This window comes from Methanothrix soehngenii GP6, assembly GCF_000204415.1.
Taxonomy (GTDB): Archaea; Halobacteriota; Methanosarcinia; order Methanotrichales; family Methanotrichaceae; genus Methanothrix; species Methanothrix soehngenii.
The window spans coordinates 2849333-2872397 of the sequence record NC_015416.1; the positions used below are offsets into that span (position 1 = coordinate 2849333).

The window sequence follows — 23065 nt, forward strand, 5'->3', positions numbered from 1 at the left end:
TTATATGGGATAATTTCCCATACGCGTTCTATGACGCAGTCCCGTATTCGAGGGATATTGGCTGGTTTCAATCGCGGGATCAAGCGTCCCATAAACTTGTCAGCCTTCACTGCCCATATCAGACTTAACATGGACGGATTAAAATATCTGGTTTTCCATCCGTCACGTGTGAGCCCCTGCCTGGGCTCATGGGCGTTTCAATGATATCACTTGCACCTACTCAATAGACACCGAAGAGCGCAAGAGAAGGACCGCAATTGCCCTTAAAAGCATACTTGCAGCCATCCTCAAGCCAGCTGGAGCGCACCGAAACACGCAAAATCCGCATATCGTCAATTTCCAGGGCTGCATTACTGCAAGCTCTTCGATGCTTCCCGCTCCAACGGTGAGCGCCCTTAATGAGAATTACCTGGGAGAAATAGATGGCATATGCATTACATTGAATGAACTAAGCCCAAACTCAATAACCAAATGGGATTTTAATAGCCTTAATGAATTCGGGTAGTCACCCCCTTATGCGTTGATACTTTCAGGAACCACTAGCAACATCATCATCTCGTCAATAGTCCAGATATGATCAGTTATGCCAGCTGCCATAGCTGGAGATCTGGGATCCCATTGTCTTTGATCGCTATTGGATTCTTCTCGCAAGGATTTGAGAGGTCTTCCATAGTTATAAACCATATCCTCCAAGGCACAAGAAGCCTTAAGCATCTCCTCTTCTTTTGAGAATGATAAGGTTTTTCGAACCATTCTTCCATTCATTTGTCTCGAAGTTAGATTGGTCCTTTCGACATATGCGGTATTCAATCCCAAAAAACTTGGTACCTCGTTAGGATCTCCATAGACTACTCTGTGAGTGATGCGAATCAATCTTCCACCTGATCGATGCTTTGTAACCTGGAGACATCTCCATCCAGGCTGCGGTTGTTTTCGAGTTGGAGGTCTTCCCCTGCCAGCGTATTCAGGCGACTTCCCCCAGGTTTCAAGCATTGCTTCAGGATAACTATCATTTCCGTCGCTCGATATTGCAGGAGGTTCAATCGGATTGCAGCGATTCTTTATTTGCAGCATCATAGCCACTGCAACTTCCTCTTCATTCTTTCCTATCGCACGTCCCACTCTCAGCCTGGTATCGACATCTATCGCGGTACCTCGCCAGAATGTGCCTCGATCGACCTCTTCAGGATGGTTGCTTTTTCCCCCTTATGTCCTACATAGGTCCACATCGCATCGAGCTGAACTCGGGTCAGATGGTAGTTAGCCAGAAGCAAAGCCTCAATCTCTTCAACATGAGCCGATGCTTTGCGAAGCCAATCCACAATAGTCTCTTCCTTTATTCCTTTCACTCTATGGATGGCGGCAAGGCTATTTCTTTCCGCAAGCATAGCCAGACATTCGAGGATCTCTTTTGGGCTGTGATGCAGGCCATAAAAGATAGTCCCTTTATTTCCTACAAATACTCTGCCACATGTTTTGCATTTCAAACGTTGCGTGCCCTTGGAAGTGCGGCCGTATCGGACTATGTTTCCGTGATCCACTTTGCCATAGTCAGGACAGTCTTTATTCCAGCAAAACGAACCAGCAATTGCCAGTCTACCTGCCTTCATTGCATTCCCCAAGCTAAATATGCAATGAAGGAATATAAACTTAATTAGGGGGGACTACCTGAATTCGCATCAAAGATTAAAGAAATAATAGAATCAATTGAGATATGAGCATGACTCTGAGCAATCAAGAGTGGCTGGTCTTGGAATATTTGCCTACTAGCTTATTCACTCTTAAAATTTCAACGGCCACAAATAAAGGAGGGAAAACGCTTTTCGTTCCCACACCTTATTCAATTAAGCTATCATTCATAAATGCAGCTTTCCGTATCGGCGGAGAGGGCTTAGCCAGGGAGATATTCGGAGATATCAAGGGTTGTGATATTCGCTTATCTCCTCCAGAGAGGTTATATGTTCTTAACACCTTTATAAAAATTCTTGATGAGAGCAGGGATAAAAATTCAGATCCCTATCAATCCACGATCGCCTACCGAGAGTTTTGCTATTTCCAGGGAATGCTTAATATAGCTTTATCTCTGACCAATTACCCTAACATAAATATTGAAAAAATAAAAGAATTAGCAGCTCATATAAATTATTTTGGAAAACGTGGAAGTTTTTTCCAATATACGAATAGTAGAACGATTCCAGATTTGCCACCTGGCTTCACAGTGAAATCAACAGATCCAGAAGGAAATATTAAGGGATATGAGATAGTTCAACCGCTAGATGATATTGGGGAGACAGACTCAAAAGACTTATTTGATCATATAAATACATTTTCGAATAAGAAGATTGAAAGAGGCAAACATAGAATATTTGTCCTTACATATATACCCTATAAAATGGAGAAAAGCTCTAACAGATACACTGCATATGTGAATCCATACAGATGTCAAGATGCTGAATAGTCCCCAACTCAGCTGATGTCTTGCAAGAAGAAAGCAATCGGGAAAATGTAAACCAAGCCCTGCAATCAGTTTGTCTTTCGCCTATTATTGGATCATAATGCTTGGTTTCAATTCCCTTTTCATCGGGATAGGCTCTGCAATTCGAAAATATCCCAATCGAGATGTGGAACGGCACCGAATGTTTCAATTCCCTTTTCATCGGGATAGGCTCTGCAATGAAGCGGAAGGTATCACCATTGGAGAAATCCAAGCGGGGTTTCAATTCCCTTTTCATCGGGATAGGCTCTGCAATACACAGAATATGCTGGCGGGGGCCTGGGTCACACTCACACGTTTCAATTCCCTTTTCATCGGGATAGGCTCTGCAATAGCTGATCAACGATTCTGCCAGCCAGGGCTTCAAAAAGGTTTCAATTCCCTTTTCATCGGGATAGGCTCTGCAATCGGCTCATACGGCATGGATGCCCTAACCAAGATGGTGTTTCAATTCCCTTTTCATCGGGATAGGCTCTGCAATCATATCATCAATCCTGAATTAGTATTATGCCCGCCCGGGTTTCAATTCCCTTTTCATCGGGATAGGCTCTGCAATGCTCTGGCCGCACCCCGGACAATGGCCAAGAAGATGGCGGTGTTTCAATTCCCTTTTCATCGGGATAGGCTCTGCAATGTGGCTGCAGATCGTATATCTGATCATCTCAGAATAATGAGTTTCAATTCCCTTTTCATCGGGATAGGCTCTGCAATATCATGCATCTCTATGCGGGCCGTTCGGAGATCCTCGTGTTTCAATTCCCTTTTCATCGGGATAGGCTCTGCAATATATTCCCTCGGTACATCTCATACCTTGCGGACGCTCCAAGTTTCAATTCCCTTTTCATCGGGATAGGCTCTGCAATCGGGAACCAATAGTTCTTGGCGTCCTGGCAAATGCCGTCAGTTTCAATTCCCTTTTCATCGGGATAGGCTCTGCAATGAAGACCTACTATCAACATTAGATACAGAAATTACAAGAGTTTCAATTCCCTTTTCATCGGGATAGGCTCTGCAATATATTTGGAAAAATCCATAGCAGATCTAGCGTTGCGTTTGGAGTGAACCCCTCCGAGTGGACAAAAAGTTAAGCAATGCCGACTCATGGAGGGAAGTGCATGAAGAAGACCAGGCGGCGTTACGACCGGGACTTCAAGATATCAGTATTAGCCGAACTTGAGGCAGGCAAGCCACTTGCTCAGATCGCCCGCGAATATGGCATCCATCCGAGTCTTCCTTGCCGATGGAAGGCAGAGCTGGCTGAAAATCCCGAAAAAGCATTCATGGGTAACGGAAACAAGTACAAAGATCAGGCGAAGATTGCAGAATTGGAGAGACTTCTGGGCCAGGCTCATGCTGAAATTGACCTTTTAAAAAAAGCCTTCGCCATGACCCAGAAGAAGGTCCGCGAGGAGAGACGAAAGCCGATGTTGAGGGACGACATATGATCATTCAGGAAGCTCAATCAGATGGCCTTCTGTTGCCAATATCTCACTCCTGCTTGGCGCTGGATGTGAGTCGCAGCGGTTACTACGAGTGGTTGAAGCGGTCCGAAAAGTTCACTGCGGAGAATAGCGAATCTTCGGATCTGGTTAACCAGATTCAAGAGATAGCTTTGGAGTTTCCTTATTACGGGTACAGGAGAATTACAGCAGAACTTCAAAATCGCGGCTATGCGGTCAACCATAAGCGCGTGCTGAGGCTCATGCGCCAGGAGAAGTTGCTTTGCTATAAGAAGAAGTTCAAGCCGGTAACAACCGATTCCACTCATGGTCTGCCGGTCTATCCTAACCTTCTAAAAGGCAGGGAAATCACGGGACTGAACCAGGCATGGGCTTCTGATATCACTTATGTCCAGCTGCAGCACGAGCATATCTTTCTCGCGGTTATCCTGGATCTCTACAGCAGAAAGTGCATCGGGTGGGAGCTGAGCAGGAGCATAAGAAGCGATCTGGCCATGAGTGCTCTGGCAAAGGCATTGAAGAACCGTTCCAAGGAATCCCTTGAGGGTCTTATTCATCATTCTGATCAAGGCGTTCAGTATGCGTCCAAGGATTATGTAGACTGTCTTAAGGCGCATGACATCCAGATCAGCATGTCGAGAAAAGGAAATCCTTATGACAATGCTTTTGCTGAGAGTTTTATAAAAACACTGAAGGTCGAGGAGGTATATCTCAATGAATATGAGACATTTGAAGATGCATTCAGGAACATATGCAACTTTATTGAAAATGTGTACAACCATAAGAGGCTGCATTCAGCTCTCAATTACAGATCTCCGGTTCAGTTCGAAGTGGAGGTTGCCTTAAATACCATTGCTTAACTATTTGTCCATTATCAGGGGTGCAGTCCACGTTTCAATTCCCTTTTCATCGGGATAGGCTCTGCAATGGAATCCGGCCTTTGGTGGTCCGGCAAAGTGCGAACGCGTTTCAATTCCCTTTTCATCGGGATAGGCTCTGCAATATATAGACGAACTCCAGGATTTTGCTAACCAGGCATCGGTTTCAATTCCCTTTTCATCGGGATAGGCTCTGCAATATCTGGGTAGGTGGTGGCGGCACTGAGGATGATTACGTTTCAATTCCCTTTTCATCGGGATAGGCTCTGCAATCTCCAAAATCATGAATTACCATTACATGAATTATATTATGTTTCAATTCCCTTTTCATCGGGATAGGCTCTGCAATTTCCGCAGCTGGCCTGGAGGCTTACCAAGCCATTCTTCCTGTTTCAATTCCCTTTTCATCGGGATAGGCTCTGCAATCGGCGGGATAACTAGTCGATCCCAGGCCGGAAGTGTTCCGTTTCAATTCCCTTTTCATCGGGATAGGCTCTGCAATCCCAACGGCTTGAGCATTCCAGCAAGTCCGCTAGCTGGGTTTCAATTCCCTTTTCATCGGGATAGGCTCTGCAATTTTCGAAGACATCCCGCGAAACATCTCTGAGAACATTGTTTCAATTCCCTTTTCATCGGGATAGGCTCTGCAATGCACGATAGCGACAAGGTGACCGACAGAACGACCGCCCAGTTTCAATTCCCTTTTCATCGGGATAGGCTCTGCAATGTATAAAGTGGCTGAGAAGTATTACGAGCCTGCCAAATAGTTTCAATTCCCTTTTCATCGGGATAGGCTCTGCAATAAAGGAATCCAGTTCGGTGCGTGGATCGCTGTCATCACGTTTCAATTCCCTTTTCATCGGGATAGGCTCTGCAATGTATCGAGCAGCTCCCTCTAGATACTGATCGGCTGGCATAGTTTCAATTCCCTTTTCATCGGGATAGGCTCTGCAATTTGGTCTGGACGAGGATCGTTCCATTGGTTTGAAGGAATCGTTTCAATTCCCTTTTCATCGGGATAGGCTCTGCAATGGGTACAGGTATGACCTGGGGCATGGACGATCGTGATGTTTCAATTCCCTTTTCATCGGGATAGGCTCTGCAATCATACCGCCGGGGGCTTCTCTTTATGCCCCGGATGTGTGTTTCAATTCCCTTTTCATCGGGATAGGCTCTGCAATAGCTGATCAACGATTCTGCCAGCCAGGGCTTCAAAAAGGTTTCAATTCCCTTTTCATCGGGATAGGCTCTGCAATCGGCTCATACGGCATGGATGCCCTAACCAAGATGGTGTTTCAATTCCCTTTTCATCGGGATAGGCTCTGCAATCATATCATCAATCCTGAATTAGGGTAGCGTATCATTTTTGCTGTAAAATTTGCAGAAATATCAGTAACAAGAACTGACTTGCTCTTCACGAGATAACAGCAAGTTATTTCTTCATGAGATATTATAATTGGCCCTGTATCCCCAAGTCGTCGAAACTTTGGGAGGGACACAGAGCCATGAATATATCCGACATAGCAGATGATTATCTTATCGATCGAAAAGAGGGCATGAAGAAGCTGACCGCGGGTTTTCTGAATGAGGTAATGCAGCTTGAGGCTGAAAATCAAATCCAGGCCCGTCCCTATGAACGGACTGGCAAGAGACGAGCACACCGCAACGGAACGAGATCGCGAAAACTAAAGACCATCTACGGCGAGATAGAGCTTGATAAACCTCAAATCCGAGAATTCCCATTCGAAACCGCAGTATTCGAGAGATTTTCTCGTGTGGAAGACTCATTAAGAGTTGCTGTAGCAGAATCTTATTTTGAGGGAGTATCAACCAGAAAAGTCGAGAAAGTATTCTCGAAGTTTGGATTAAAGAACATATCTGCATCTGAAGTCTCAAGAATTGCTAAAAAGCTGGATAAATTGGTCAAAGATTTCTTGAACAGGCCCATCGAAGGATCAATCCCCTACATATTCGTGGATGCAAGCTACTTCAAGGTCCGAACAGATGGCAGATACGTAAATAAGGCATTGCTCGTTGTCGTTGCCATTCATGATGATGGATATCGCGAGATCCTCAGTGCCACGGTGGATGATAGCGAAGATGAATCCTGTTGGGAAAACTGTTTTGAAAGCTTGAAGGCTCGAGGACTTAAAGGAGTCAAATTGGTGATATCTGATGCGCATAAAGGGATACAAGCAGCCGTCCAGAAGTCATTTCTTGGAGCATCTTGGCAAATGTGTAATGTTCACTTTATGCGTGCTGTGCTCAAGAACATACCTAAGAAAGAGAAAAAGGAGGTCGCCTACATGCTGAAGGATGCTATTGAAGATGAGTTCAAGATGCAGGAGCTGGCTGTCATTCTTGATGATAAAGGATTCAAAAAGTCGGCGGATACGATTGATAGCTTCCGATTTGACCTTTGGAACTATAAATCGTTTCCCAGATCGCACTGGAAAAGGATCCGAACAACTAACGTCCTGGAGAGAATCAACAAGGAGCTGAAACGAAGAAGTCGTGTGGCTGGAGCCTATTCAAATGATCAGTCGCTTCTGAGGGTGGCGGTTTGCATCATGATGGACATTAACGAGGATTGGATAACAGGTAAAAGGTATTTATCATTGGAAGAGTAGAGTGGAATCAGGATACAGGGCCACTGTGAAATTACAGCAGATATGGCACGCTACCTGAATTAGTATTATGCCCGCCCGGGTTTCAATTCCCTTTTCATCGGGATAGGCTCTGCAATGCTCTGGCCGCACCCCGGACAATGGCCAAGAAGATGGCGGTGTTTCAATTCCCTTTTCATCGGGATAGGCTCTGCAATGTGGCTGCAGATCGTATATCTGATCATCTCAGAATAATGAGTTTCAATTCCCTTTTCATCGGGATAGGCTCTGCAATCGAACTAAAAAAGGATCTTACAAAACAATATTATTTTGTTTCAATTCCCTTTTCATCGGGATAGGCTCTGCAATACCAAAACAAGAATACGTTGTTTTTTCACATATTTCGTTTCAATTCCCTTTTCATCGGGATAGGCTCTGCAATGTAAAGCGATTTAACAACGTAGTATGATAAACTCTTGTTTCAATTCCCTTTTCATCGGGATAGGCTCTGCAATTAGAGGTCTTGTTAAAGGCATGGTAGAGCCTGGTAACAGTTTCAATTCCCTTTTCATCGGGATAGGCTCTGCAATGAAGGATCTCTTTGAGGGGCTATTGCCAAGATTCTCGTTTCAATTCCCTTTTCATCGGGATAGGCTCTGCAATGCGGCTCAGACAGGATTCACCTCAAGCAACAGCTGGACATGTTTCAATTCCCTTTTCATCGGGATAGGCTCTGCAATTAGATGAGTCATTGAGCTTAGGCAGAGAGGACTTCGTTTCAATTCCCTTTTCATCGGGATAGGCTCTGCAATGATACAATAAAACAGACTCGAGACCTGCCCGGACTTAGATGTTTCAATTCCCTTTTCATCGGGATAGGCTCTGCAATAAGCCCCTGCGATCCAGGAAGTCGCATCTTGGTTTCAATTCCCTTTTCATCGGGATAGGCTCTGCAATATGAAATACCTGTGTTTCCACTAGTTGGTTCTATGAAAAGTTTCAATTCCCTTTTCATCGGGATAGGCTCTGCAATCGAAACGGTATGTGTATGTGTATCCGAACCACTTTTTGTGTTTCAATTCCCTTTTCATCGGGATAGGCTCTGCAATCCTCGTTTGCGCGATCTGACCACCAGCCAGGAACTCAGTTTCAATTCCCTTTTCATCGGGATAGGCTCTGCAATATTTTGTCATAGTACATCACCATGTAAGCCCGTCCCCATGTTTCAATTCCCTTTTCATCGGGATAGGCTCTGCAATTGATGAAATGGATGAGTACCTGAACAGCTTGATGGAGTTTCAATTCCCTTTTCATCGGGATAGGCTCTGCAATTTGAACCGCGGCCAGGAACCCATATTTACTTCGGAAATCGGTTTCAATTCCCTTTTCATCGGGATAGGCTCTGCAATAAAATCAACCGCGTGGTTCGATCGTCACCCGGTATGGTTTCAATTCCCTTTTCATCGGGATAGGCTCTGCAATACTCATACGGGGGGCCTCTATATGTGGCTGGAGAATCCAGTTTCAATTCCCTTTTCATCGGGATAGGCTCTGCAATTATAATTGCAGGATGTTTATCCCTTCAGCTAATTCAGGTTTCAATTCCCTTTTCATCGGGATAGGCTCTGCAATTTGGAGATGTGCTGAGTCATCGCCAGCTCATGCAGCGTGACGTTTCAATTCCCTTTTCATCGGGATAGGCTCTGCAATTGGTCACGTCGTACTGCGCGGCCTGCTCCGGTTCTGGTGTTTCAATTCCCTTTTCATCGGGATAGGCTCTGCAATGAGACATCCGACCAGAGAGCTTCTTAAGGTGGCGTTGTTTCAATTCCCTTTTCATCGGGATAGGCTCTGCAATCGGAACATCCGAAGCCTGCCAAGCTGAAATAGATTCCAGTTTCAATTCCCTTTTCATCGGGATAGGCTCTGCAATTTTGGCCAAGAGCCTATCCCCTCATGGAATTAGAACCAGTTTCAATTCCCTTTTCATCGGGATAGGCTCTGCAATCCATCTTGTTCCCCGTTATATCCACTACCCACATCTACCCGTTTCAATTCCCTTTTCATCGGGATAGGCTCTGCAATAATAGTTGTGGCCGTGTATGTTGCCTCGGGAACATGTTTCAATTCCCTTTTCATCGGGATAGGCTCTGCAATCCACACTCGGAACATGTACGAGAAGTATATCTTGGATCTAGTTTCAATTCCCTTTTCATCGGGATAGGCTCTGCAATGATAGGGTGGTTCTATCTACCAAACCCACCAACTACCAGTTTCAATTCCCTTTTCATCGGGATAGGCTCTGCAATACACTAACTGGTACAACCACAATGATTTTGTGGTCAATTAGTTTCAATTCCCTTTTCATCGGGATAGGCTCTGCAATATGACGTAGCGTCACCAGGTTCTAATACAAATGGATCAGTTTCAATTCCCTTTTCATCGGGATAGGCTCTGCAATCTTTCTGGTTGTGATGTTCATCAAGCCGGAACACCGTTTCAATTCCCTTTTCATCGGGATAGGCTCTGCAATTATTTTAAATAGATTGTAGTGCTATGTGACCAGTATTGTTTCAATTCCCTTTTCATCGGGATAGGCTCTGCAATTGATGTGGAATCCATCGAAGACGTAACACACATTTAGTTTCAATTCCCTTTTCATCGGGATAGGCTCTGCAATACTTCTCTTCGTGGTAGAATATTTCTTGCTACCATTTCGTTTCAATTCCCTTTTCATCGGGATAGGCTCTGCAATGCGACACTGAGTTTGGACACTCCTTGGCCAAACAAATAAGTTTCAATTCCCTTTTCATCGGGATAGGCTCTGCAATCAAGAGGAGGATAAGGCTGGCGTGGGAAGTCTCCGGGTTTCAATTCCCTTTTCATCGGGATAGGCTCTGCAATGCAACGTCAAAACGAATTGGGCATTGGGAACCACAGGCGTTTCAATTCCCTTTTCATCGGGATAGGCTCTGCAATTCAATGCCTTCTCGGATAGCTTCCTCTCTCGTCTGTTTCAATTCCCTTTTCATCGGGATAGGCTCTGCAATAAATGAGGCCATTGTGTTGTCTAAAACTTTCGTTAAAAGTTTCAATTCCCTTTTCATCGGGATAGGCTCTGCAATTCTGCGGGGCTCTAGCGGGTTCCTCCGCCAAGTCCATCGTTTCAATTCCCTTTTCATCGGGATAGGCTCTGCAATTTAGTGCTCTGGCATCATTCTTAGGCCCGGTTATCGCGTTTCAATTCCCTTTTCATCGGGATAGGCTCTGCAATTGCGATATCTTTCGCAGGAAATGCTTCGTGTGCCGCGTTTCAATTCCCTTTTCATCGGGATAGGCTCTGCAATCGGAGTCTACGATTCCAGGATAGATCCGGAGACTGATTGTTTCAATTCCCTTTTCATCGGGATAGGCTCTGCAATCCTACTGCCATTGATATTGACCCGGATACAGCTATGGAGGAGTTTCAATTCCCTTTTCATCGGGATAGGCTCTGCAATATTACTGCTCGTGTGCTCGGACAGAGCATCACGGTGACCGTGTTTCAATTCCCTTTTCATCGGGATAGGCTCTGCAATAGCCCCCTAAAAGGGCCGATTTGCCTTAAATCTTGCGCCTGAATGGTCCTTTTAATGGGGGTCTTTTCGCCAGCCTATCGAATGCAAGGAGGTATTTAAACTCTGGCGAAAGACTATTAGCAATCGATATCTATAAGGCCCATAGCCTCGGGGACAGATCCATCCCTCATGGGTTCTTTCCGGCGTTGAGGCGAATTACCTTTAGGCTTAGTATGGCGAATATTTATATTAATATATAATTTAGTCCGTCAACGGCAAGGGCATACTTATCCAAGCCTCCCCGGCGTTGAGGGGGCTAGAGCACTACCGCGGGAGGCCCGGAGGGCCGACTCGCGGCATCCACTAAAAAGACGGCCTGTTTAGATCAGTCTTAACCATAATGCAACTATTATTTAAAAAATATAATAAAATATATACCTCTTCAATCGACCTACAAATCACCACCAACTGGGATCTGGTCCGAAATAAAAAATATCCGCTCTGAAATACCAGGAGTCATCACAGGCCGCCCCCTGGTGCCGGCGCACTCAAGCCCCTGAGCGGTAAGGCCGATTCGAAATCTGCTTAGACTGTGCTGGATTGGGCCTATGGATTGTATTTTTCCGCAGAATATTTAAGTCAGCCACACTAATAAAAAGCGTATGCTTACACTAACTGCAGTAATTCGAAGAGACGAGGATATGTATGTTGCTGAGTGCCCGGAGGTGGGGACGGCGAGTCAGGGGAAGACCATTGAAGAGGCAGTAAAAAACCTCAAGGAGGCTACCGAGCTTTATTTAGAGGAGTTTCCGCTAAAGATCACTGATAGATCTTTCATAACTACCTTTGAGGTAACCGAAGTTGCCGAAACTTAGAGGCATCTCCGGAGAAATCGTTATCAAAGTCTTATGCAATCACTTTGGGTTCATGGTTTCAGGACAGTCAGGGAGCCATGTCAGGCTCTCGAAGGTCACGGCACAAGGCAAGATAGGTACAGTCGTCCCGATGCACGATGAGCTTAAGCCAGGAACACTGAGAAGCGTTCTGAAGCTCGCGAAGGTCGATCCAGGTGAATTTGCAGAGTACCTGTAAATGCCAGATGTCCTGTCGCTAGCTCGCGTTTCCAGGCCCGTCTGCAGAGAATGCCACTATAAAAAAATCTGCTTTCCCTCATACCTTAACCTCATACATCCCGTTCCCAAAGGTTGCCATCTTCCCCACATGGATGAGCCTGCCCAGCTCCAAAAGTGCCATGACCTCACGGGAGAACTCTCCTCGATAGGTGATCTCCCCGACGAAGAATGGGGGAAGACTCAGCTTTTTCATCTTCTGCTTGTGGAAATATCTCTTTGCTATGACCTCCTCGGTGTTCGCTTTTATAATGCTCACCAACCGACAGGCGCCAAGGATGGCCAGCACCTGCTCGTTGTCATACAGCATCCCAGATCCGTAGAACTCGGCCAGGGCATTGGCCCGGAAGAGCAATCGGGAGATCAACCCCCGGAAGCTGGGGGCGGCCGTGAACCTGTCGTCCTCCTTGATCTGCGCGGGGGTTAAAAAGCGCACTATAAGGTCTCCCCTATGCTCTGCAGAGCCTTTGATCATCTCCTGGTAGCTCAGAGGAATGGCCCGGTTGAATACAGTGTCTGCAGAGAAGATATTGTTGCGGGCACCGTATCCGATGGAGTCCACTGATTCTATGCGATACTTGCCATAGCCCAGACGGTATCCCCGGCTCATTCCGCTCTCGCCCAGATTCCGCAGAGCAAGCAGGAAGTAGGGGAGATACTCCACACCCCGCCCGATCAGGGTGAACCTGAAGTCATTTGCCGATCCGGCAGAATGCCTCCCAGATATGGGTGGGTCGAATACAAAAGGCCTAGGGATATCGTTTTGCTTTCTCAGCACCTTAACCCCTTCCGGAGGGTGGCTGTTATAGAAGTAATCATAAACGCATGCCTTTTGAAGCGGGCAGTTCTCGCAGGCTGCAGTCTCTTTTGCGCCATCTGCATTCCTCTGGATGCATACCAGAGATCTGAGGTGGGCTCCAAAGCCACTGCGCAGCGTATTTCCCGACCATCGGGAGAGGTCCGCGTCGGAGTCGAATAAAATTTTTGCCTCGAACTGAGATAGTGATATATCACCCATGCTAGGGAGACGGATCGGACAGGGCAAAAATGTTGCGATGAGGAACAGGCTTGGCGTAGTTCCCTTTTTGTTGGGATAGGGCCTGCAATGATCTCAAGGCCATCGGGCAGGCGCCTGATGAGATTGATGTTTCAATTGGGCCACTTCCTTTCATAATTAGATGCTGTGTTAATTAATTGAATCCAAAAACCGAGATAAATGCGTCTTTCTTGGGCAGCGTTTTCTCCCCACGAAATCCATAACTCGTCCATTTCAACTTTCTCAGTCCTAACGCCAGTTGGACCGGATGGATCTTATTAAATATCTGTAACTCTTCATTATATGAGACCGAGCTCAGATATCGGTCAGCGGTGATGCTGGATTGAAGAGAGCCTCAGCTATTATGCTCATATTTCTGTTATCCTGTTTTGGGTTGAGCCAGGCAACCCAAGAAAACGATCTATGGCTGCTCCTATCCAGCTATGAGGATGTCGGCATCACATCTAAGGACCTGGCCTTCTTTCTGGCCACGCACGGTTTTTCCGCTCGACCAGAGCCGTCCTATGTGGTGGTCAAGCTCAACGATAGCAGGGAAGTATATGTCACGCCTAATGGAGCCGCTCCCAGGCTCGGTGATATGTGGATGTCTCCTCCCGATATGCAATCCGGACCTGTGCAGGTGATCTCCAGCGATGCCATAAGGATCAATCTCACTTATAGGAGGTCAGACAATGAAAGCTTTATAAAAACCATCAGCAGATATCATATATTTCCGGTAACGCCCTTGGGCATGTGTTATGATGGCTCCCAAAAGCTGCAAGAGAGCTATAAGAGCCTGGGGTATGGCTCAGTTTATATGTACGATCCCAGTGGATTTGACAGCCGGGGACATCTCTGGGTGGTTGTGGAGGACAATGATGCTCCCGATACCTGGCTGGCAGTGGATAGTTATTACGGGCCTATTACAGAGGACGATTATTATTACCAGGCTCAGTATAGCTTTGCGGATTTCAAATACCTCGAATCAATCAATCCCCAATGGAGGCTGGCCTAATATAATATAAGTGCATTGAGACCGTGCGGCGTGCATTTCCGCTATTTGAAGCCATTTGCTGAAGGATCGATGATGAATCCGGGCATGACATTGTGTCAGGAGTCCTACCGGAAACTTGAAATGTGGTACTGACATAATTATAAATTATTAGTATGGGAATAACGAGGGCTCGATGAGAATTGATTCGCTGGTGAGGATCGCATTATGCGCTTTGATTGCGATGAATTGCGTTCTTGGTGCAGGATTTGCCGAGCTCGATATCAATATCGATGATCGTGTTAATCTGAGCTATGCGAATCTCTCGGCAATGGATCTCGCCGGAGCACATTTGAATCAGTCTGATCTGCAGGGCTGCAACCTCAACGGGTCGAATCTGGATGGGGCGTATCTCCGATCGGCCTGGCTGATGGCATCTCATCTGAATGGCTCAACGCTGGAGAATGCAGATCTCACGGGCGCTGTTCTTACGGAAGCCGATCTCACGGGAGCGGATTTAACTGGTGCGAACCTAATACGGGTTCAAATGTCCAAAGCCAAGCTGAACGGGGCTCGCATTGTGAAAGCAGATCTAACCGAAGCAGACATATCCGATTCCGATCTGAGCGACGCTGATCTCACGGATGCCAGGCTTTTTCGAACGGATCTGAGTGGTGCCAAGCTTAAGGGAATCTATCTAACCAGTGCCAATATGATTGGAGCTCATATAAGCTGGGCCGATATGAGTGTTGCCTATTTATCCCAAGGTCAGTTCTCAAGAGCCGAGCTTTATAGTACTAATTTGAGCGGTTCGGACCTTAGCGATGCAGACTTTACCAGAGCTTATCTCATGAGATCCAATCTTACCGGCGCCAACATAGATTGGGCCGATATGGCCTATGCGGACCTGACTGAGGCCGTCTTAACTGGTGCAAGCTTGAAATCAGCCAAAATGCCTTACTCCGATCTTACCAAAGCGAATTTTACCGGAGCTGATTTATCCGAAGCCTATCTGGATGGAGCTATTCTTGCAGGAGCGACACTCAGGAATGCGAAGCTCGATAGAGTTAATCTGCGTGAAGTCGACCTGAGGGGACTGGAAATGGGGGGAGCATCCCTTAAGAATTCTGTCCTGACAGGAGTATTCATGGCCATGACGGATCTGGCCGGCGCCGACCTGAGAGATGCGACACTGGTTCAGGTTGAGATGACCGGAGCCAATTTGAGCAGCGCCAATCTGGAGCGAATCAAGTATGACCAGTTCACCCTTCAATCGCTGTCCAGAGCGGAACTGGATGGAGCCAAGATCTCCGAGGATCTGCGCTCTGACCTCAAATCACTACAAAGAGCCGCTTGATGTTCTGAAAGGGACTGTCTTTTTAAATTAAGAAAAGAACAAATTAATTATAGTAGTAATTGGAAAAGGTCTGTTATGGCTCGTTCACTGCTCAGATTGTCTCCTGGACTCTGCTTGCTTTTTATAACTCTAGTTGCATCATCCTCCGCACTGGAGGAAGAAGCCTCCCAGAAAATACTAATTTTTGCCTCGTATAACCCCGGATCGCCATGGACCGATTCCGTAGGCAATGAGATTAAAGATCAGCTATCTATTTACTATCCTGGAGCAGAATTCTCTTTTGAGTATATGGATACCAAAAGGCAGGAGCCTACTGAAGCCAGACTGAATAAATTGAAGAATTTATATAAAAATAAATATAAAGATCGTCACTATGATGTCATCACCTGTCTGGACGATGATGCATTTCAGTTCCTGCTCAACAACAGAGACGAGCTGTTTTCCAGCACTCCAGTTGTCTTTTGCGGAGTGGACTTCTTCGAAGACCAGATGCTGACGGCAGGGAAGAATTTCACCGGCGTGGTGGAGGCCTTTGATATACCAGGTACAATCTCTCTTATGCTAAAATTGCATCCCGATGCAAAGCAAATAGTCATAATCGATGACCAGACTGCCACCAGCAAGGCCAGCCAAGAGGCCATGAACCAGACCCTGTCCAGATTCAATACAATTGTCAGCTTCGTCATCTGGAATGACATGACAGTAGAAGAACTGCAGAGGAATGCTTCCGCTCTGCATGAGGGCAGCCTGATCCTTCTTCTTAATTATAATAATGACCGGGAAGGACGAGCAGTAACCCACGAAGAGAGCGCATGGATCCTGAGAAGCGCAAGCTCGGTTCCAATTTACGGTACCCGGGATGTCTATATGGGCTTCGGTGTGCTTGGAGGAGCGATCATTACCGGTCAAGTCCAGGGCAGATTGGCGGCAGATATGGCACACCGCATCTTGCAGGGTGTTCCTGCGGATGATATTCCGGTCATAAAAGAGCTTCCCAGCTCATATATTTTCGATATGCTGGAGCTGCGCCGCTTCAATATCAGCGTCCAGAGAAGTGCAAGTTCGGCTCCAATCTATGGTACTAAGGACGTCCAGATGGACTTCGATGTACTTGGAGAAGCGATCACCACCGATCAAGTCCAAGGCGAATCGGCAGCCGACATGGAACAACTCATCTTGCAGGATGCTCCTGCAGATGATATTCCGGCCATAAATGAGCCTCCCGGCACAAACATTTTCGATATGTTGGAGCTGCGCCGCTTCAATACCAGCCTCTTGATACTTCCTTCTGGGAGCAAGTTCGTTAATCAGCCATTTCAACCTCGAGCTGATCTAAATAATAGGAACTTGAGCGGCCTGGATCTGTCCGAGACAGACTTGAGTTATTCTGACCTGCTAGGATCCGATCTCAGCGGGACGAACCTGAGCCGATCCTTTTTGATACAGGCTGTCATCTCAAACTCCACGCTTATCAGAGCCAATCTCAGTGGCGCATTCATGCCACTCGCTGCTCTCGATGGTTCTGACCTCTCCGGTGCTGATCTCAGAGGAGCCACCCTGCTTGGCAATTATTTGATGGGCTCGAATATGACCGGAGCAGATCTATCAGGCTCCCTTATGGATCAGGCCATGATGGATAATTCAACTCTGGTTGATGCCAAGATGGATGGCGCCAGCTTGTGGGCTGCGAAGGTCAGCGATGCAAATCTGTTTGGAGCAAGCCTTATAAACGCATTTCTGGAACGTTCCACCTTTGTTAATTCCCAATTAAAAGGCGCAAATCTCACAGGCGCAAGCCTGGTTGGCGCGAACCTGATCAATGCCACCATCACCGATGCAGACCTATCGGGAGCGGATATCTCCGCAGCTCGTTGTATGGGAGCTAACTTATCCCGTTCCAGGCTGGTTGGATCAACTATGGGCTTCTCAAACCTAAATGGTGCAGATCTGAGTATGGCGAACCTCTCTGGTTCGTATCTCTCCGCTTCAGTCTTTGCTAATTCGAATCTCACACGTGCCGATCTCTCCGATGCGAACCTAGAGAGTGCATTTCTGAATCGAGCCAAGCTTGTTGAGGCCAAACTGGTAAACACCAGTCTTCCCAGAGCGCATCTGGAAGATTCGGATCTATCCAATTCCAATCTTGAAAGGGCAGATCTGACCAATGCATTGCTAGGCGGATGCAACCTCATCGGCGCAAACCTAAATGGAGCCAGGCTCCTGGGAGCGGATCTCAGCCTTGCAACTATGAAAGATGCATATCTGAGCGGTGCCAATATGGTAGGTGCCAGAATGAATTGGGCGGATCTGAGCGGCAGCAGCCTTACAGAGAGCCAGTTCTCCAGAGCGGAACTTTTTGGGGCAAATCTAACCAATTGCGACCTGTCAAATTCAGATTTCACAAGAGCTTACTTAGTGAGGTCTAATTTATCGGGTTGCACCCTAAGAGGTGCCAAACTGGACTTTGCAGATCTTAGCAGTGTGGATCTGCGAAATTCAGATCTAAATGGCGTCATATTCGCGAACGTACATCTGATCAACGCCGACCTTTCTGGAGCGGATCTTGCAGGATCCTATTACAATTCAATGAACCTAAAGGGAACCTCCTGGCACAAAGCAAGCTTGAAATCGTCCGAAATGGTTCGGATGGTCTTTTCGGATGTAGACTTCAGTGGTGCGGATCTGAAAAATGCCCGTTTCTCCGAGTCTTTTATGAATAATCTGAATTTCTCGGGTGCGGATCTGAGGGGAGCTATCATTGAGAAAACTGCCTTTGAAAAATGTGATTTCAGTGGAGCAAACCTCGAGGGAATCAAATATGATGATATAGCACTTCAATTCTTCTCTATTTCCAATCTCCAAGGAGCCAAGATGAGCATGGATCTGCAAAAGGGTCTCGAAAAATTGCGGTCAGCACAGATACCACAGCCCTCTTAGGGATATATGAGAATTAGGGCTCCTATTCACAGGGCGTCGATATGAAATCGATTAAGAGCACGAATTCAGCATGCCTGGTGGCGATCATATTCTGCTTTGCAGTCATGTCGATGAGTTCTCCCACAGCAGCCGACGATTATACCGACCTCATGAAGCTGATTGCAGATAGCGAGGATGTCAGAATAGATGCTCAAGATCTAGCATTCTTACTTGTGACTCATGGATTTAATGCTGAGCCAAAGGGTGACAGCGTTATTGTGAAGCTTGATGATGTGGTCTATGAGATGACGCCAAACGGTGTGGAGCCGGGATTGGCTGATATTTTAATAGAAGACTCAAAGCCACAAGTAAAGGCGCCTCCATCAGCTCCAGAGCTTCATAATGGCTGATGAGGACATTATTGGCGATTCGCCTCACATCGGCTTATCGATCAGATGAGTCTGCGAGGAGTTCTCTAATTGATTACAGATAACGGATTTTAACCACAAAGAGCACAAAGATCACAAAGGCCTCGCAAAGGTTAATCCAGTTCTTGATAGCCCAATAATCCTTTGGTGCTGTCTTTGTGTCCTTTGTGTGCTTTGTGGTTTATGGCTCTTTGCTGAATTATTTGGGTGAGTACGGCAGCGGTTATAGTCTCTGTTCCTCTGCGTGTCTGTGGTTGGGTCAGTGCATAGCGGTCCACCACAAAGGCGAAATGATACAGAGATTTTGCAATTCAAAGTTCACCCGTGCTAAGTAGCGAGGAGCCAACTATTCTTTCAAGGGATATCATAATTTGATGCACAGCAGCTCGATAGGTTTCGCTCCAACTCATCATAGTATTTCTCTTGTTCTAAAAAGCAGTCAATAACCTCCGTGCTTACATTGAAGCATGGAGCGGGCTTCCAGCTGCCCCATTCTGCATTTATTAGCGTTGCATTTGAGCCAGAGCTCCAATAATTCCATTCAATTGGCAGCTCCGGGCAACAGGAGAGCGGCTGATAGTAAGCCTCAAAGAGGGTATGGTTCTCGGCTTCAATTCTAGTGTCATTATAGCCGGTTGACACGCTCACGTAATTATCATATATCTGGCGGCCGTTCTCGACCCTGGCTCTCAGCTTTATGGTCATCGTTCTGCCAATGTCCAGTGACGAGATAGTCCAATTGATGAATTGGCCATCAACTTCTGGCCTCTGGCTGGAGTCGATGAAGCTCAGGCCCGGAGGAAGCCTGTCCGAAACATCCAATTTCTTGAGCGGCCTGCTGCCGTCATTGGTGACATTGATAAGGAAGAGGACTATATTATCATCCTGCATAATGGCTTTCTTCTCAATGTTCACATGCACATAGCGGTGCAAGGGCTCAGGATGCAGGCTGATGGCGGTATCAATGTTGAATTTGCCTACAAAGCTCTGATCTAGCCGCACCTTTTCATAATCTGGGCCATTTCCCTGGAGGATTGCAGTATCCATGGACCCGTTGAAGGAGCCTATAAACTTCAATGATGACAAATCCATTTCTGCCTCTTTTTCGATGTAAGAGGCGGATCGAATCTCTTCGCTTATGATGAGCTCCTGCTCTGGATCTTTGGTCTGCATGCCTTCCCGCCATAGGCTTCCGCCGCTAGTGTTCATGGATCCCAGGGTCTCTTTTTGCGGCGAGTAGAGCATCTTGACGTTCTTTGTGATGCTGCTTGAATCCATCGATTCCTGAGCTGAATAGTAACCGCTCCCATGCTCAAAGGATCTTTGAGATTCTGTTCGCTTGTCCGAGGACACTCGCCCTTTGCCTGTGATCGACCTATCTTGTCTTACATTCTCTCCATAAGAGTCAATAGATTGAAACACTTTAAAACTGCCATGATAATCTTCATCTATCATTTCTTTTATGCTATGGGAGCTGTCCTGTGCATTCTTCCTATAACTGATTCGAGCTATTCCAGAATCATGGCTGGCGTCTGAACGATATACTGTCTGGTTCATGTCCACATCAAAGCTGCTGTCTTTTTGCAGGCTGTGGACATAAAGGTAATTTTCTGTGACCACTTCTCCTCGAATATAATTTGCCGCTGATGTTCTGTCCGACCACAGGGATTGGTAGTCTATGCTTCGTTTGCCGGGCAGCTGGAAAGTAGAACGCCCATAGCTGGCAAAGATATCCTTTTTTAGACTCACGCTCTTGTTCTTTGATACCAAGCGCGAACTCTCATCCTCCTCGTAGTGGCCGCTCCCGTGCTCCGAAGTAGTGATCCTTGTTCCGGCAGCTCCGAGAATGGTGACCACCACAGAGCTGCTACTGACAGGGATTGGCATAGATTCATAGTACCCCCGGATCTCGACCCTGTTTGTGAGCGAGCGCTCCGCTTCTTCCGTGGATAGACTCTTTCGCATGCGGATAAAGCCATCGCCTTCTACAGATGAGGTTTCATCGAAGACCATCTGCGTCTTCTTGGGTATATGAACATCGAGAACTATCGTGCCGTTTGCCCTCGGAGTCAGATTGCCGATCATCCAGGTGAGATTTTTTCCGTTTATGATGTTAGGATGAGGAGTTGCTCCGAGAAAATCAACTTCTGGAAGCATATCCGTTATGCTCACATTCTCAGCGGTAAAATCGGTGTCGGAGTTTCCATATTTTATTGTATAGGTGATATTCTCACCTCGAGCGGCGGCAGTCGCATTTGCCTCCTTCTTGATCCATAATGAATGGACGACGTAGGTCTCCAGTGTTTTATTCGTGCCTTCTGTTTGCGAAGAGTTTATCTGATATGTGTTGAAGACCGAACCAGCGTTGTCTTTGAATGTGTCTTTGCCCTTGGCCTTCACGAAGATCTCGATGGTCCCTCCGGATCCGGGCAGCAGATCTCCAACATACCACCAGTGGTGTCTTCCTGAGCTCTCATTGATGAGAAGTGGATCTGATAGAGAATACTTAAAATCGACTTTTTCATCCAAATAATCATGGATCACAACATCGGTCTGCTTCACAGAGCCATTATTTCTGTAGTCTATGGTGTAATTCAGATGCTCCCCTGGGAAAATTATGCGGGATGAGGCCCTTTTTCCAATTACCAGCCCTTCTCCGGTTACAGTTGTATTGGCCCAGGCAACGGCATGCGATCCTTCTTTACACCACATATCAATGCGATTGGTGATTATTGATCCCGGTGTTAGAATATCCTTCAATCTGGCCTGGATCGCTATCTTGCCGGACTCTTCTTTATCCAGATCTCCAATGGTCCAGGCATCAATTGTGCCCGGATCCGGAGCAGGGCTTGCCCATATGAACTCCAGGCTCTCATTGTAGGTCTCTTTTAGCATTACCTCGTGAGCATCCTGACCGCCGTTATTTTTATATGCGATGGTATAATTAATAGTACCATTGAATTGCACTGGATCTGGCTCATCATCTTTAAAAACGCTCAAAATTGGATTTTGCTTGAATATCTCCAAAGAATATGTATCTGAATCGGATACCTCTTGGCCAGCTCCCGTCTTCGCCTTCACAGTGGCGATGTTTTTGAGGATATATTTCTCCTCGTAAACTATGTAGCCCGGCGTTTTTTTGTATTCTTTGCTTATTATAACTCCGTTATAATCTTCTATTATGATCAATGTATCTCCTGTAATATAATCCGTAATGGTAATGGTCTTCAAGCCCACAGATGGATTATCGTATTCGATCTTCATGTACTCATTCGTTCCCGGATGCGGATAGTAGTATTCCTCCTCCGAGAGAATCTTTCCTTTTGGATCGTATCGAGTGGTCAAATTCAATTGCGAGACGGGATCTCTATAGTAAGTGACGCTTAAATTCCCTTGCGGATCTATAATCCTCTTCAGGCTCTCCTCAGTCACTTCATTGACATAGTAGTAGGAGGTATAGTTGATGCCAGCCATCTGCATGCTCTCAATAGTTAGCGTTGCCGCATGCGGATCGAACTCTTTTTGCAGTCTTCTCATCTTCTCCAGATTGATTTCCATGCGAGTTCTCAGCCGCAGTAGCTTCTCAATCATATCCTGCTCCCTGTAACCAGTGCTAGCCATGATGCGCAGTATGGTATAATTGGCAGGATCATGAATCTCGTAAAGACATTCATATTGCCATGATTGGCCCGGCTCCAATGCTTCGTCACCTCCCCCACCTCCAACCCGAGTTGGATGGCAGTTCGGCCCCCAATCATGAGTATCGGTGAGGTTTATTTCATAAAGAGTGACTCCGCCGGTATTGGTTACGTTATATGTATAAACGACTGTATCGCCCACCCTCACTGGTGGGCTATATCTGCAGTCTTTTTTTAGGCGAATCTCTGCTTTTGCTGCGGGCAAGACCAGCATCTCAATCTGGTTTTCATTAATGCAGCCGCTTACGTTGCTCTCTATTTTCAGTTCGATCAGAACGGTGGTAGAATTCTCTACAAGGGGAGCTGTCCACTGAAATGAGCTCTGGCTCGCGTTAAGTGGAGTGCCTCCAGTTGCTGACCAGCTATAATTGTAGCTCTGCCCCTCAGGGGCTAAAGGTGCGGAGATCGTATAGGATACGCCACCGATGATCTGATTCGGCTCTGCGCTGACGGGAAGGATTAGTGCCAAGATTATAGCTAGTGATAGCCATGTACACATATGGGCGATTTCTGG

The 23065-nt window shown here is 46.5% G+C and carries 13 protein-coding genes, 1 pseudogene and 3 CRISPR repeat arrays; of the genes and pseudogenes, 10 read left to right on the forward strand and 4 right to left on the reverse strand.

Going from position 1 to position 23065, the window contains the following annotated elements:
• The first annotated feature begins 205 nt into the window (after nucleotides 1-205).
• The gene (locus MCON_RS17210) at nucleotides 206-505 is read left to right on the forward strand and encodes a hypothetical protein (protein ID WP_083804744.1); all 300 of its coding nucleotides are present in this window, start codon (nucleotides 206-208) and stop codon (nucleotides 503-505) included.
• 8 nt (nucleotides 506-513) lie between these two features.
• Here the strand turns inward: MCON_RS17210 and MCON_RS17215 are convergent, their stop codons facing one another.
• Nucleotides 514-1077: a transposase gene (locus MCON_RS17215; RefSeq protein ID WP_157863658.1), complete on the reverse strand. Its 564-nt coding sequence runs from the start codon at nucleotides 1075-1077 to the stop codon at nucleotides 514-516.
• 65 nt (nucleotides 1078-1142) lie between these two features.
• Nucleotides 1143-1610, reverse strand: a complete 468-nt coding sequence (locus MCON_RS14290) for a transposase-like zinc-binding domain-containing protein (RefSeq protein ID WP_013718669.1) — start codon at nucleotides 1608-1610, stop codon at nucleotides 1143-1145.
• A 110-nt stretch (nucleotides 1611-1720) separates the two neighbouring features.
• Here MCON_RS14290 and MCON_RS14295 point away from each other — a divergent pair, with 110 nt between their 5' ends.
• The 5 genes and pseudogenes from MCON_RS14295 (at nucleotide 1721) to MCON_RS14320 (ending at nucleotide 12087) form a co-directional block, all read left to right on the forward strand.
• A complete protein-coding gene (locus tag MCON_RS14295; protein ID WP_013720642.1) occupies nucleotides 1721-2458 on the forward strand; it encodes a hypothetical protein in 738 nt (245 codons plus the stop codon).
• A gap of 104 nt (nucleotides 2459-2562) precedes the next feature.
• A CRISPR array of direct repeats spans nucleotides 2563-3511; the repeat unit is 37 nt; unit sequence GTTTCAATTCCCTTTTCATCGGGATAGGCTCTGCAAT.
• Nucleotides 3512-3609: 98 nt separating this feature from the next.
• Nucleotides 3610-4814 (forward strand): annotated as a pseudogene (locus MCON_RS14305) (IS3 family transposase).
• Nucleotides 4815-4845: 31 nt separating this feature from the next.
• A CRISPR array of direct repeats spans nucleotides 4846-6162; the repeat unit is 37 nt; unit sequence GTTTCAATTCCCTTTTCATCGGGATAGGCTCTGCAAT.
• 175 nt (nucleotides 6163-6337) lie between these two features.
• Nucleotides 6338-7462 (forward strand): IS256-like element ISMco4 family transposase, encoded by a 1125-nt coding sequence (locus MCON_RS14310; RefSeq protein ID WP_013718283.1) that lies wholly within the window; start codon nucleotides 6338-6340, stop codon nucleotides 7460-7462.
• Between the two features lie 79 nt (nucleotides 7463-7541).
• Nucleotides 7542-11016: a CRISPR direct-repeat array (repeat unit 37 nt; unit sequence GTTTCAATTCCCTTTTCATCGGGATAGGCTCTGCAAT).
• A 641-nt stretch (nucleotides 11017-11657) separates the two neighbouring features.
• Nucleotides 11658-11870 carry a type II toxin-antitoxin system HicB family antitoxin gene (locus MCON_RS14315; RefSeq protein WP_048132630.1) on the forward strand — a complete coding sequence of 71 codons (213 nt, stop codon included), beginning with the start codon at nucleotides 11658-11660 and terminating at the stop codon, nucleotides 11868-11870.
• Complete coding sequence (locus MCON_RS14320; RefSeq protein WP_013720652.1) at nucleotides 11857-12087, forward strand: type II toxin-antitoxin system HicA family toxin; 231 nt, start codon at nucleotides 11857-11859, stop codon at nucleotides 12085-12087. Before MCON_RS14315 ends, MCON_RS14320 begins: the two co-directional genes overlap by 14 nt.
• A gap of 78 nt (nucleotides 12088-12165) precedes the next feature.
• Here the strand turns inward: MCON_RS14320 and cas6 are convergent, their stop codons facing one another.
• Entirely contained in the window at nucleotides 12166-13143 is a 978-nt protein-coding gene (gene cas6 / locus MCON_RS14325; protein ID WP_013720653.1) for a CRISPR system precrRNA processing endoribonuclease RAMP protein Cas6, read from the reverse strand.
• Nucleotides 13144-13504: 361 nt separating this feature from the next.
• Between cas6 and MCON_RS14330 the strand changes: the two genes are divergently transcribed.
• From MCON_RS14330 to MCON_RS14345, 4 genes are all read left to right on the forward strand, one after another.
• A complete protein-coding gene (locus tag MCON_RS14330) occupies nucleotides 13505-14176 on the forward strand; it encodes a hypothetical protein (protein WP_013720654.1) in 672 nt (223 codons plus the stop codon).
• 172 nt (nucleotides 14177-14348) lie between these two features.
• Entirely contained in the window at nucleotides 14349-15509 is a 1161-nt protein-coding gene (locus tag MCON_RS14335) for a pentapeptide repeat-containing protein (RefSeq protein ID WP_013720655.1), read from the forward strand.
• Between the two features lie 288 nt (nucleotides 15510-15797).
• Complete coding sequence (locus tag MCON_RS14340; protein WP_162145027.1) at nucleotides 15798-18446, forward strand: ABC transporter substrate binding protein; 2649 nt, start codon at nucleotides 15798-15800, stop codon at nucleotides 18444-18446.
• A 149-nt stretch (nucleotides 18447-18595) separates the two neighbouring features.
• Complete coding sequence (locus MCON_RS14345; RefSeq protein WP_162145028.1) at nucleotides 18596-18835, forward strand: hypothetical protein; 240 nt, start codon at nucleotides 18596-18598, stop codon at nucleotides 18833-18835.
• A gap of 372 nt (nucleotides 18836-19207) precedes the next feature.
• On the opposite strand, the gene MCON_RS14350 is transcribed toward MCON_RS14345, so the two are convergent.
• Nucleotides 19208-23020: a DUF7507 domain-containing protein gene (locus tag MCON_RS14350; RefSeq protein WP_013720658.1), complete on the reverse strand. Its 3813-nt coding sequence runs from the start codon at nucleotides 23018-23020 to the stop codon at nucleotides 19208-19210.
• Nucleotides 23021-23065 lie beyond the last annotated feature (45 nt).